Origin of the sequence: Halopolyspora algeriensis (assembly GCF_003337235.1) — a bacterium.
In the GTDB taxonomy this organism is placed as follows: domain Bacteria; phylum Actinomycetota; class Actinomycetes; order Mycobacteriales; family Pseudonocardiaceae; genus Haloactinomyces; species Haloactinomyces algeriensis.
This window is the reverse complement of sequence record NZ_QPJC01000015.1, coordinates 1-12732: the sequence shown is the minus strand read 5'-3', so window position 1 is coordinate 12732 and position 12732 is coordinate 1. Positions and strand designations below refer to the sequence as shown.

Here is a 12732-nt window from a genome sequence, read left to right as displayed (position 1 = left end):
GATCGGCCACACCGCCGAAGGTCATTCTCCTGAGCGTGCGACCGGGATTTCCTTGCTCGTGGATGTTTCGCGTTTCGGGATGCGAATGCTCAGGATTCCCGTGTCGTAGGTGGCTTTGATCTCATCGGTGTCGCAGCCCATGGGCAGATTTATCGTGCGCAGGAACGAGCCGTAGCGGAACTCGCTGTGCCGGTCGGTGCGTTCCTCGCTGGTGCGTTCGGCGGAGACCCGGAGCTGGTTGCCCTCGACGGTGAGGTGGATGTCCCTGTCGGGGTCCATGCCGGGGAGTTCGCAGCGGATCACGTACTCGCCTTCGTCGGTGTAGCTTTCGACGCGCATCGGGTGGCGGCCTTCGAAGGGCCATTCGCTTTCGAACCAGTGGAGCAGGTCGGGCAGCGCTGAGCCTGGCCGTGGCAGCATGCTGGTCATCTCGTTCTCCACGCTCGTCGGAAATTCGGACACCCCTGGGGTTCCGTGGTTGCGCAGGAGCAAAACAGGGGTGGTCGTGCCTCTGCGCCGGTTCCTGCCCTCGGTGCGAGTGGATTCGCAGTCGCCTCCGCAGGGCGGACAGAGCCTTGCTGCTCCTGCGGCGGCATCGGCGATGCTGCAGGAGGCCGAGGCTCGTCGGGGAAGGTCGCATTACGGGCCCGGGTCGAGCAGTTCGTGCGGTGCGCGGCGCGGTGTGGCCGGCACCGGGGAGCCGTAGCCGATGCGCAGGAGTGCCTGTGGGTGCAGTCGGCCACCGAGTAGCTGCCGCAGCCGTTCTCGGGTTTCGACGACCTCGATCACCTGGGACATCAGGGAGGCAGTCAGTCCCAGCGAGGTCGCGGTGAGCAGCATTCGTTGCAGGGCCTGGCCGGCCTGCAGGTCGTCCGTCCGGCTCTTGTCGTAGGAGCACAGCACGACCGTCAGCGGGTCGTCCTCGAAGTCTTTGCCGGGAACCCGCTGCCGGGCCTGTCCGCCGGAGAAGTCCCGCAGCACCCATTCGTCCTGGTCCTCTCGCCGGGGGCCTGCCGAGGACGCCGGTACCCCTTCGAGGGCTTCGGCCGTCCTGCCCGTCCAGTGCGCCATTTCGGTCCGAAATCCCTCGTCGGCCATTTGCACCTCGTGTGCGCGGTGCACGAGTTCGAGGAGTTCGGCACGCTGAGTACGGTCGACTGTGTGCAGCGCACTGTGCTCGTCTTCGACGGAGCCGAGCAAGGCGTGGCGGTGGGTTTCCGGCACTGGTGTTGCCAGGAAGGGGCGGCGGTTCGTCCTCCTGGTGGTGATCGCCCGGAAGAGCCGTACCTGCTCTTCGGCTGGGTTCAGTGCTCCTTGCGAGCGAACCGTGGCCAGCAGGGTGGGTTCGCCGGTGTGCGGGATCAGGCTCACCCCGGGGCGTATCCGGAAATGTTGCAGGGCCAGGCGCAGGTTGAACAGGGCCGCCCCACAGCCCAGCCGGAGCTCCTCGTCGTCGGGATCGGTGTGCGGAAGGCGGCGGGCCGTATCGACGTGCAGTTCGATGGCTTGTGAGTGCAGGCGGAACCGCCAGGGCTGGGTGTTGTGCAGGGACGGTGCTGTTCCGGCCAGCCGGATCACCTGCTCTGCCTGTTCGGGAGCCAAGCCCATTGTCGTGGTAAAGGTTCCCATCGCAGCCTCCGAGACCTCTCGATACGCCGGCGGTCACCGGACCGAGGAGCAGCCCGTTGAACCCGCCTTGCTTTCGGTTCCCTGCTTCGGGGCCGGACAGTGGTAGTAGTGGGGCGAGCAAGGCGGCGATCCCGACAGAGAGGGAGCGCCCGTCACCGCCGATTGTGCTCGGAATCGGGACGAACCACCACGACGGGGCAGGGTGCGTGGTGCATGCAGTACTGGCTGACGGATCCGAGAAGTGCTCGGGTGAAGGTGCCGTGCCCGCGATTTCCGACGACGAGGAGATCCGCATCTTCGGAGGTATCGGCATCGAGGGTTTCCTCGACCATCGTGGTCCCGCCCGCGCTGTGGCCGCTGCGGTGTTGCCCCGGAGGTGTCATGGTTGTCCGTGTGGCGCCCACGGCACGTGTCGGTGGTGTTGCTCGGGGACCGGAGCCTCTCCTGCGGCGGCTCGGGGTTTTCGTCGAGGAACGGAGCGGGGTATGAGCACTCCTGGTTCGAAACCCGTCGTGGTGGGCATCGATGGTTCCCCTGCCTCCTTCCAGGCCTTGCGGTGGGCGGCGCGGGAGGCCTCCTACCGGGGAACGCGCCTGCGCGTGGTCCATGGTGATGTGTCCGCGTTGACCCACGTGCCCGAGATGCCCGGAGTGTCGCTGCCGGAGTCCTATCACCACGCGGTGCGGCGCCAGGTCGAGCAGTGGCTGCGCAAGGCAGCGGAAACGGCCGGGGTGGAGGTGCCCGACGCCGAGGTGGACACCGAGATGCGCACCGGGTCGGCACGAACGGTCCTGATCGACGAATCGAAGACCGCGCAACTGATGGTGGTGGGCAGCCGCGGGCTGGGAGGTTTCAGCGGTCTGATTCTCGGGTCCGTGGCGGTGGCGCTGTGCCGGCACGGGCACTGCCCGGTCGCGGTCCTGCGCGGGCCCGACAACGGCGCCGCGATCGCCGAGCAGCCGGTGGTCGTGGGCGTGGACGGCTCCCGCGGCGGTGAGCCCGCCCTGACGTGGGCGTTCGAGGCTGCCGCGGCGAGATCCGTCGAGTTGGTGGCGCTCCACGCCTGGCACGACATGGTCGTCGGGGAGATGTGGACCAGGGCTCAGGCCGATGACAGCTGGGGATCGGTGCAGGACGACGAGGAGCGCCTGCTCGCCGAGAACCTGGCCGGCTGGCGGGAGACCTACCCGGATGTGGCGGTCCGGCAGGTCGCCTCCTACGGCAAGCCGGCACGGGTCCTGCTGGAGCATGCCCAGAACGCTCAGCTCATGGTGCTGGGAGCGCGTGGGCGCGGTGGTTTCGCCGGTCTTCTTCTCGGATCGACCAGTCAGACCCTGATCCATCACTCGCCGTGCCCGGTCGTCGTCGCGCGCTGAGCCGGCCGCCGGGCATGGATGCCTTGTTCCGACATCGAGGCCTTCCGGGTCGGCTCGACCGGCCGCGGCGGGCAGTCCGGGTTCCAGTCACATGCCCGCCGCGGCGAGTAGGTCGACCTCGCCGGTGGCCGGCCACTCCGAGCCGGCGAACCCCTCGGAGGTGGACGGCCCGAGGCCGCCTCGCGATCACTCCCGTCCGGAACCGGCTCTCATGGTGGTGAGGTCGCGAGTGCTGCCTTCGCGGGTCAGCAGGATCGCGGCAGCAGCCACGGCGAAGGCGAGGATCCAGACGGTTCCGAGGAACGTCAGGCTGCCTCCGGCGGTGAGCACCAACCCGGTTGCGATCGCCGGGGTGAACCCGGCACCCAGGGTGGAGGCACTCTGATACGCCAAGGATGCGCCGGTGTAGCGCATGTGTGTGGGAAACAGCTCCGCGGTGAAGGCGCCGAAGGGCCCGAAGATGACGCCCTGCAGACCCTGCCCCAACATCACGGCGATCGCGAAGCCCCACACGGTGCCGCTTTCGACCAGCCACAGGATCGGGAAGACGCAGACAGCCGCGCCGATCATTCCGGTGAGCATGACCGGCTTGCGCCCGAAGCGGTCGCTGACCCGGGCACTGATGATCACCACGAGGAACATGACCACGGCGGCCGCTGCTTTGGCGTTGAGCACGCCGGTCTTGTCAGCACCGCTGCCGACCGCATACGACACGGCCCACACCGTGACCATTCCGGCGATGGTGTAGACGCTGGTTCCGGTGATGATGCCGAGGACGAGGTTCTTCGGGTTTCTGGTCACGACCTCGAGCAGCGGGAGCTTCTTGGCTTCGGCCATGTCCTGGAGTTGCCGGAACAAGGGGGTTTCCGCGACCTTGAGACGGATCACCAGGCCGACCGTGACCAGCACGACGCTGAGCAGGAACGGGATACGCCATCCCCAGGAGAGGAACTGGTCCTGGGGAAGCAGTGTGACCGCACTGACCGCCAGGGTGGCCAGGGCAGCACCTGCGGGAGCTCCCATGTTCGCGAAGCTGGCGGCAAAGCCACGTTTCTTCTTCGGAGCGTGCTCCAGCGCCATCAACATGGCACCTCCCCATTCACCGCCCACGGCCAACCCCTGGATGATCCGCAACACGATCAACAGCACGGGTGCGATGACACCGATCTGCGCAGTGGTGGGCAGCAAGCCGATCAAACACGTGGCGATTCCCATGGTCAGCATGGAAATGACCAGGACGTTCTTGCGTCCGACACGGTCACCGAAGTGGCCGAAGACCGCTCCGCCCAACGGGCGAGCGACGTAGCCGGCCGCCAGGGTGCCGAAGGAGGCGAACGCGGCGAAGCCGGGTCCCAGGTTCGTGAAGAAGAGCTGGCTGAACACGATGGCAGCAGCCGTGGCGTAGAGCAGGAAGTCGTAGTACTCGATGAGGCTGCCGATGAAGCTGGAGGCCAGGATCCTCCGCATCTCTCGGGTATTGAGGCTGGGCTGATCCTCGTGCTGCCGCGAGGGATCGGGTGTCGCTGCGGTCTGCCGGGTCGAAGTCATCGTTGCTACGTCTGTTCTCTTCCTGCGACGGAAACTGATTGCCGACCGGCGCCACCGGTGATGCCGGGTCGGCCGGTTGCGGTTGTGGTGCGGACCACGGGTGAGTACGCACAGCGTCACACCGGTCCCGTCGCCCGGCCCACAGTGCCATTCCGATGAACGGAATGCCGTCATGGCACAGCGGCGGCCGCTTCGGCGAAGGTGCACGGCGTCGTCGTAGACGAGGAGGACGGACGTTGGACACCACCGTGACGTTGACCGGAACGGGCACCCCACTGCCGGTGCCGGGACGGGCCGGCCCGGGGACGCTACTGCGCTGCGGAGAGTGGGCCGCACAGGTCGACGCAGGACGCGGAACCGTGCTGCGGCTGGCCGAGCTGGGGCTGCGCTGCCCGCAGATCGGGCTGCTGGCGCTGACCCACTACCACTCCGACCACCTCGTCGACATGGCCGATCTCGTGCTCACCCGCTGGGTGCAAGGCGAGTTCGACCCGCTGCCGGTGCTGGCGCCGGAGGGACCGACAGCTCGATTCGCCCGCCGAGTACTCGACAATTGGGAGGACGACATCGCGGTCCGCAGCCACCACGGTGGTCGTCCCACACCTCCCGCGCTGGACGTTCGGACATTCACCCCCACGGAGACACCGACCACGGTGTGGCGGTCCGGCACGGTGGACGTGTCGGCGGTGGCGGTGCGGCACGAACCGGTGGAGGACGCTGTGGCCTACCGCTTCGACACGTCCGACGGCGCGGTGGTCGTCAGCGGTGACACCCGGGTGTGCGCGGAGATCGAGCAGCTGGCGCGAGGCGTGGACGTGCTGGTGCACGAGGCCTGCCGCACCGAAGTTCTCCGTGCGCGCGGCAAGGATTTCATCGCCGACTATCACGCCGACACCGTGGAGTTGGGTGTCATGGCCGAGCGTGCCGGTGTGGCGACCCTGGTGCTCACCCATCTCGAACCCGGCCCGACCACGGGGGACGAAGCGAACACGTTCGCCGAGGAAGTGCGCCGCGGGGGATTCAGCGGACAGCTCGTCGTGGGGGAGGACCACACCACGGTGCCGGTGTCGTCCGAACCTGTGAGCAGCACAGCGGCTGTGGATTAGTCTGGAGTCGGCAGGGACGACGAGAGGTGATCATGCCGGGCCAGATACGGGAACCGGGGCGCACGGTCACCAGCCGGGTGCTGGCCGTGCTCGATGCCTTCGGACCCGACGACACCGACCTGTCGCTGGCCGAGCTGTGCCGTCGCACCGGGCTTGCGCCCGCCACGGCGCACCGGCTCGCCGGCGAGCTCGTCGCGTGGGGCGGGTTGGAACGCAGCGGTGACCATCACTACCGGATCGGACTGCGGCTGTTCGAGATCGGCATGCGCGCTCCCGGACGATACGGCCTCAGCAACATCGCATTGCCGTTCCTGGAGGACCTCTACGAGGTCACCCGCGAGAACGTGCATCTGGCCGTGCGCGACGGTCACCACGCGGTATACCTGCACAAGATCACCGGCAGGCGCGCGGTCGGTGCGCCCTCACGATCCGGTGGCAGACTTCCGCTACACGCCACCGGCATGGGCAAAGCACTGCTCGCGTTTTCGGACTACGAACTGGCCGAAGAGACCATCGCCGCCGGGCTGTCCCGCTACACGTCACACACCATCACGTCCCCCGGCCTGCTGCGCCGTGCACTGGTACAGATCCGCCGGCGCGGTTTCTCCGTGGCCGCACAGGAATACTCACTCGGCACCGTTTCGGTCGCCGCCCCGGTGCTGTCCGCGGACGGGCAGGCGCTTGCCGCCATCTCGGTCGTGGTGCGCAGTTCCCGTGCCAACGTCGCACGGCTCGGTCCCGCCGTGCGTACCGCCGCCATGGGCATATCCCGCCAGCTCTCCTCGACCAGCGCCGCGTCCCGGGAGCGGGTGGGGTAGCGATCGGTGTGTTGCAGGCTCGTCGGATCGGGGGTCTGGGCAACATCCGTGTCGGATCGTGCGCTGAGCGATGATCTTGTCGGCGGGCTCCGTCGAATCCGGTGGATAGCATGGCCCGAAGTTCGTGATCAAGGAGGTTGCCATGCCGAGTGAGACCGAGATGGGGCATCTTCGTCGGTGTGTGGAACTCGCGGCTGCGGCCTTGGAGGCGGGAGATGAGCCGTTTGGGTCCGTGCTCGTCGCCGGGGACGGCACCGTCCTGGCCGAGGACCGCAACCGTGTGTCCGGTGGCGATCGGACCCGGCACCCGGAGTTCGAACTGGCACGGTGGGCCGCGACGAACATGACCGTGGAGGATCGGGCGGTGGCGACGGTGTTCACCTCGGGGGAGCACTGTCCGATGTGCGCGGCCGCGCACGGCTGGGTCGGGTTGGGCCGCATCGTGTACGTGAGCTCGTCCGAGCAGTTGTCCGGCTGGCTTGCCGAGCTGGGCGCCGCTCCGCCCCCGGTACGGACCTTGCCGGTCGGGGAGATCGTGCCCGGTCTCGTGGTGGAGGGTCCGGTTCCGGAGCTCGTCGAGCAGGTGCACGAGCTGCAACGCCGTTTCCACGGTTCACACTGAGCGCAGCATGCCCGCCCGGTGAGTCGTAGACGCCGGACAGGGGCCCGGCGAGCAATCTCCGTCTCAGAAGGGTCCGGATCGCGTCCGAAATCCCTGTCGACTCGTGTCCCGACCGGTCAGCCGCTGCGGCCTGGGCGGCTCGGGGAGGCGGTCAGCGGGTTCTCCGGCCAGGAGTGTTTCGGGTACTGGCCCCGCAGTTCGGCGCGGACCTGCCGGTATCCGTTGCTCCAGAAGGACTCCAGGTCGCCGGTGACCGCGGCGGGACGGCCTGCCGGGTCGAGCAGCCGCATCAGCACCGCAACCCGTCCCTCGGCGATGGTGGGCACGCTCGTCCAGCCGAACACTTCCTGGACCCGCACCGGCAGGGCCGGCTGTTCCCCGCTGTAGTCGAGGCGCACCCGGGCGCCGGAGGGGACTTCGATGCGGTCGGGGGCGAGCTCGTCGAGGCGGCCGGCTTGGGGCCAGGGCAGCAGCCTGCGCAGCGCGGTTCCGGCGTCGATGCGTTCCAGGTCGGTTCGACCGGCCGCGGCGGACAGCTCGGGTTCCAGCCACGTCTCGGCTGCGGCGAGCAGGTCGGCCTCACCGGTGGTCGGCCACGGATCGCCGAAGGTGCGGTGCAGGAAGGCGAGTCGCTGCCGGAGTTGCCGGGCGTCGGCATCCCAGTGCAGCAGCTCCAGCCCCTCGGTGCGCAGACCCTCGAGCAGGGCCGCCCGCAGCGCATCTGCCGGGGGCGTTTCCAGCGCCTTGTCCGACAGCACGATCGAGCCCAGACGGCGCACGGTGCGCGCGCGGACGTCTCCGTCGTGCCAGTCGATCTCGTCGGTGTCCGACAGCAGGCCGGGAGCGGTCTGCTCGGCGAGCTGCTGGTCGGCCCGTGCGGCCAGCCGGACGAATCCGTGCGCGCGGTTGGGATCGCGCTCGGCGATCGCGATGGCCAGCCATTCCGAGCCGGCGAGCCCTTCGGAGGTGGGCATGCCGGACGGGTCCTCGCGCACTTCCGAGCGGGGCAGCTCCACGGCGGTCCCGCCGGACATCAGGTAGGTCCGCGAGCGGGGTGAGCGGCGGCGGGCCAGTCGTTCGGGATGGGCCAGTGCCACTACCGCAGCCTCGTCACCGGCATCGGGAGGATCCTTCGGAGCGGACACCATCCCTTCCAGGCGCCGCACCTCCCGCCGCCAGCGCTGAGAGCCCGGCCCCTTGCCGCGGAGTTTCCGCAGGGCCGTGGCGAGTTCGGTGTCCCGGGCGAGCCCGTCGTCGTCGAGCAGGGCGACGACCTCGGCGGCGGTGCGGCGACCGGCCCGCGCGCTGCCGTCCAGCAGCGCGCGGGACAACCGCGGATGCAACCCGAGCTCGACCATCCGTTGTCCCCGTGCGGTGACCGCCCCGCTCGCATCCAGGGCGCCCAGCGCGGTCAGGACCGCCTGCCCGGCGGCCAACGGCCCGGCTGGGGGAGCATCCCACCAGCGCAGCGCGCTGCCATCCGGGGTGCCCCAGCAGGCCAGCTCCAGGGCGAGCCTGGTGAGTTCGGCGGTGCGGATCTCCGGCTCCGGGTAGCGGGCGAGCGCGCTGTGCTCGTGCTCGGGCCAGCACCGGTAGGCGTGTCCGGGACCCTCGCGCCCGGCGCGGCCGGCGCGCTGCTCGGTGATCGCCTGCGGCGCGCGCACGGTGACCAGCCCGGACAGCCCGCGGCGGTGGTCCATGCGGGAGACGCGGGACAGCCCGGAATCCACCACCGCCCGCACCCCGGGCACGGTGAGGCTGGACTCGGCGACCGCGGTGGACAGCACGACCCGTCGCCGCTTTCCCTGCTGCAGGGCGGTGTCCTGCTCGCCGGTCGGGAGCCGCCCGTGCAGCGGCAGGACGTCCACATCGGACTCCCCGGCGAGCAGGTCGCGCGTGCGCGCGATCTCACGGGCGCCGGGCAGGAAGGCGAGCACGTCGCCGTGCTGCTCGTCCAGCGCGGTCCGCACGGCGCGTGCCACGGTGTTCTCGGTCGATTCCTTGCGCAGCGGTGCGATGTGGCTCGTGCCGACCGGATGGGTCTGCCCGTGTGCCTGCACGATCGGGGCCGGGGTGTCCTCGCCGAGCAGGTTCGCCAGCCGGTCACCGGCCACGGTCGCCGAGGCGGCCAGGACCCGCAGGTCCGGTCGCAGCCCGCCGCGCGCGTCCAACAGCAGGGCCAGCAGCAGGTCGGCGTCCAGGTGCCGCTCGTGGCACTCGTCGAGCATGACGACGTCCACCCCGGACAGTTCGGGATCGGACTGCAGCCGTCGCACCAGCAGCCCGGAGGTGACCACCTCGACCCGCGTGTTCGCCGAGGAGCGCCGCTCACCGCGCACGGCGTAGCCGACACGGTCGCCGACCTGCTCGCCGAGCAGCTCGGCCATGCGGGCGGCGGCGGCCCGGGTCGCGAGCCTGCGCGGCTCGGCCACCGCCACGCGCAGCCCCCGCTCGGCCAGCGCCGGCGGCACCAGCGTCGTCTTGCCGGTGCCGGGCGGGGCCACCAGCACGGTGGTGCCGTTGCGGTCCAGCTCCTCGCCGATCTCGTCGAGCACGGACCGCACCGGCAGGTCGGGAAGCTCGGGCAGGACACGCGTCATGCCCGAAACGGTATCGCCCGGCCGGTGGCGGGCATGCGCACCGTGCGTTCCGGGAGGGAACGCCGCACGTGGCCGGTCACCAGTCGTGATCCGCGTGCGAGCCGCACCGAACAAGGCCTCACCAGTTACCGGAGCCGGTCTGTCAGATAGGTGCTCGACGCGGTTGAACGGGCGATTCAGGCCGCGGCGTCGCGCACGCGTCCGGGCTCGGTGTCGGGGTCGGGGACGATTTCGACGGTTCCGGCCGCGCCGTCGATGCGCAGGAGGTCGCCGGTGCGGATCGCGGTGGTCGCGTCGCGGACGCAGATCACCGCGGGGATTCCGTACTCGCGGGCGACCGTGGGGCCGTGCGCGATCGGTGACCCCGTGTCGCTGACCAGCCCGGCCGCCGTCATGAACAACGGTGTCCAGCCGGGGTCGGTGGTGGGAGCGACGAGGATCTCGCCGGGTTCCACGTGGGCTCCGGCCGGGTCGACGACGACCCGGGCCCGGCCTTCGGCCCGTCCCGGAGCGGCCGGCATGCCGGTGAATCCGTCCTCGGGTGCGGCGGTAGGTGCGGTCGCCTCGATGTCGGTGCCGTCGGTCAGCAGCGCTCCCGGGACGCTGCGGCGGCGCACTTCGCGGGCGTGGAGGCGGCGCCGCTCGGCCACCAACGCTCGGCGGTCCGCGTGGTCGCGAATGGCCGCGCGGACCTCGTCCGGTTCGAGGAACATGATGTCCTCGGAAGCCTCCAGCACGCCTGCGGCGACGAGATCCGCTCCGGCGAGCACGAGCTGTCGGCGCATCTCGGCGTAGGGAACCAGCCAGGCGAACTTCGCGTACTCCCGCATCCCGGTCAGCGACCGGGACCGGCGCATGAGGAACGCCGCGACCCGACCTCGGACCGGGCGGGCGCGCACGGCACGCGCACTGAGCTCTTCGAGTTTGGTCTCCGCCGCCGCTGCGGCTTGTTCGAACCGGCGGTCCGGCGCCTGTTCGGGGTCCTGCAAGCGCAGGTAGTTGGCGACGGCGCCGAACACCGGCGACGGGTCCTCTCGCCAGCGCGGGACGCCGATGTCGACTTCGGCGGCGGCGCGGTGCCCGTAGTTGTCGAGGAAGGCGTCGATGCCGACGTCGGGCAGCTCCCCGCGTCGGTAGCGCTCGGCCAGCTCGTCCGGGGACGTGTCGGTGAAGAGCGCGCCGTGCGGCCGGGCGCGTTCGGCGATCCGCCAGAGGGCGAGGTTCATCTCCGTGGTGACGTTGTGCGGCATGCCGCCCAGGACGATGTCGGTCTCCTGCTTCGACGCGATGCCCTTGAGCAGGGACGCCGGGGCGGTGCCTGCGAGGATTCCGGCGAAGACCGGCCCGATCACCTCCGTGATCGCTGTGCCGAGCATGGTGTCGAAAGCGCTGCCGGTGATCCAGTCCAGCCGCTCACGGGCCGCCGCGCCGTCACCGGGCCCCTGCAGGCGGCGCAGGCTCTCCACAGCCGACAGTGCCTTGGCGCGACCTGAGTCGGGCCGGGCCAACGACCAGCCGATACCGGCCAGGAAGCCGGGGAGCAGGGAGACCGAGAGGGAGAACGCGGTCCGGACGGAGAACGGCAGACCGGGCCGTGGCGCGAAGCGCGGGTCGCGGAGCATCCGCGTCACGGCTTCCTGGACGCGCGGGCCGTACACGTCCAGACCAGCGGCGAGCCTCCGGCGCATCGGCTTGCTGCGGACGAAGGAGCTGATGTCGATGTAGAGGCGCCCTCCGATGCCGGCCATGAGACCATCCGGGTCGTGCGGGTCGACGGTGATTCCGGCCGTTTTGCACCAGCGACTCCACACTTCCTGCATCATCGCCATGCCCATGGGGGTGAACGGCCGCAGCATGCCCTGTATGTGGCCGGCTTCCAGGTAGAGGCGCGGCAGGTCCGGCAGGTTCTGCGGGGGCAGCGGAAAAAGCGTGGTGATGGGACGCGCTTGCAGGAGCCAGAGGACGCCGTCGGCGTCGCGGGCCCACTCCACGTCCTGGGGCGCGTCGAAGAGGTCCTGGAGCCGGCGTCCGGCGGATCGCAGCTCCTCCAGCTGGGCGGTGGTGAGGCAGCCCTCTGTGTCGTCCGGCGCGGCGCCCTCGTCGAGCGCGTAGTGGTCGGGCTCCGTCGAGCCGTCGACGACGGCGGTGCCCAGTCCGCGGACGGCGTCCACCACGGTGCGGGTACGGGTGCCGGTGACCGGATCGGCGGTGAACAGGACACCGGCGGTGTCGGCGTCGACCATGCGCTGGACGATGACGGCCATGCGCACGTCGGCGCGGTCGATGGTGTTGGCATCCCGGTAGGCGACCGCACGCTCGTTGTCGAGCGAGTCCCAGCAACGGCGGACCGCATCGGCGACGGCCTCGGCGCCCTCGATGTTCAGGTAGGTGTCCTGCTGCCCGGCGAAGCTGGCGTCGGGCAGGTCCTCCGCGGTGGCGCTGGAGCGTACGGCGACCGGGCCCCCGCCCATCCTCTCGTAAGCGGAGACGATGGCGTCCGCAGGCACTTCTCCGGCGACGTACGCGGCGGTGGTGACGCAGAAACCGGGCGGCACCTGCTCACCGGCCGCGGCCATCTCGCCCAAGTTCCCGGCCTTGCCGCCGACGAGGCCACCCATGTCGCGGCGGATCTCGTGCAGATCGACGACGGCGCTGCCGTCAGCTTCCGCATTCGTCATTCGTCGGTTTCTCTTTCGTCCCGGGATCGCTCAACTATTGACGCCGACCAGACTTCCCGGCACACCGAAGAGCACCCTACTCCCGAGAGGAGCTACATCAACAGCATCGGCTCGACGTCGGCTGGTGCGGGGTCACGTTTGCGGCCGGCGCGTGAGGGCTTCCGACGTGCGCACCGTGCGCTCCGGGAGGAAGCGCCGCACGCGGGTAGCCGCCACGCTGCCACCCGCGCACCGAACCTCTCCGATCAGCACCTCTAGATGCAATACCGCTTACTTTGGTGGTTTTCGGCGTTGTGGAGCCGGTTTGGTGGCGGTGACGATGGTGATCGTGATGTTGGGTGGGGGTGGGTCTCGG

Annotated in this window: 9 protein-coding genes and 1 pseudogene; 4 read left to right on the top strand and 6 right to left on the bottom strand. The window is 69.9% G+C overall.

Going from position 1 to position 12732, the window contains the following annotated elements; all coding sequences use genetic code 11:
• Positions 1 to 21 precede the first annotated feature (21 nt).
• The 3 genes and pseudogenes from DFQ14_RS18835 to DFQ14_RS18825 all read right to left on the bottom strand — a co-directional run.
• A complete protein-coding gene (locus DFQ14_RS18835; RefSeq protein WP_114454729.1) occupies positions 22 to 429 on the bottom strand; it encodes an Hsp20/alpha crystallin family protein in 408 nt (135 codons plus the stop codon).
• A gap of 210 nt (positions 430 to 639) precedes the next feature.
• Positions 640 to 1629, bottom strand: a complete 990-nt coding sequence (locus DFQ14_RS18830) for an Acg family FMN-binding oxidoreductase (RefSeq protein WP_114454656.1) — start codon at positions 1627 to 1629, stop codon at positions 640 to 642.
• Between the two features lie 152 nt (positions 1630 to 1781).
• A pseudogene (locus DFQ14_RS18825) lies at positions 1782 to 2039 on the bottom strand (universal stress protein); the annotation flags it as partial.
• Between the two features lie 75 nt (positions 2040 to 2114).
• Here DFQ14_RS18825 and DFQ14_RS18820 point away from each other — a divergent pair.
• Positions 2115 to 3005 carry a universal stress protein gene (locus DFQ14_RS18820; RefSeq protein ID WP_114454655.1) on the top strand — a complete coding sequence of 297 codons (891 nt, stop codon included), beginning with the start codon at positions 2115 to 2117 and terminating at the stop codon, positions 3003 to 3005.
• A 186-nt stretch (positions 3006 to 3191) separates the two neighbouring features.
• Here the strand turns inward: DFQ14_RS18820 and DFQ14_RS18815 are convergent, their stop codons facing one another.
• Positions 3192 to 4553 carry an MFS transporter gene (locus DFQ14_RS18815; RefSeq protein ID WP_114454654.1) on the bottom strand — a complete coding sequence of 454 codons (1362 nt, stop codon included), beginning with the start codon at positions 4551 to 4553 and terminating at the stop codon, positions 3192 to 3194.
• Between the two features lie 236 nt (positions 4554 to 4789).
• On the opposite strand from DFQ14_RS18815, the gene DFQ14_RS18810 reads away from it, so the two are divergent.
• The 3 genes from DFQ14_RS18810 (at position 4790) to DFQ14_RS18800 (ending at position 7099) form a co-directional block, all read left to right on the top strand.
• A complete protein-coding gene (locus DFQ14_RS18810) occupies positions 4790 to 5659 on the top strand; it encodes an MBL fold metallo-hydrolase (protein WP_158546723.1) in 870 nt (289 codons plus the stop codon).
• A gap of 32 nt (positions 5660 to 5691) precedes the next feature.
• On the top strand, positions 5692 to 6477 hold the full coding sequence (locus tag DFQ14_RS18805; protein ID WP_114454652.1) for an IclR family transcriptional regulator: 786 nt from the start codon (positions 5692 to 5694) through the stop codon (positions 6475 to 6477).
• Positions 6478 to 6619: 142 nt separating this feature from the next.
• On the top strand, positions 6620 to 7099 hold the full coding sequence (locus tag DFQ14_RS18800; protein ID WP_114454651.1) for a nucleoside deaminase: 480 nt from the start codon (positions 6620 to 6622) through the stop codon (positions 7097 to 7099).
• Between the two features lie 116 nt (positions 7100 to 7215).
• Here the strand turns inward: DFQ14_RS18800 and hrpB are convergent, their stop codons facing one another.
• Both hrpB and DFQ14_RS18790 read right to left on the bottom strand, forming a co-directional pair.
• Positions 7216 to 9699: an ATP-dependent helicase HrpB gene (hrpB, locus tag DFQ14_RS18795; RefSeq protein ID WP_179951622.1), complete on the bottom strand. Its 2484-nt coding sequence runs from the start codon at positions 9697 to 9699 to the stop codon at positions 7216 to 7218.
• A 176-nt stretch (positions 9700 to 9875) separates the two neighbouring features.
• Positions 9876 to 12377 (bottom strand): PEP/pyruvate-binding domain-containing protein, encoded by a 2502-nt coding sequence (locus tag DFQ14_RS18790; protein ID WP_114454650.1) that lies wholly within the window; start codon positions 12375 to 12377, stop codon positions 9876 to 9878.
• Between the last annotated feature and the right edge of the window lie 355 nt (positions 12378 to 12732).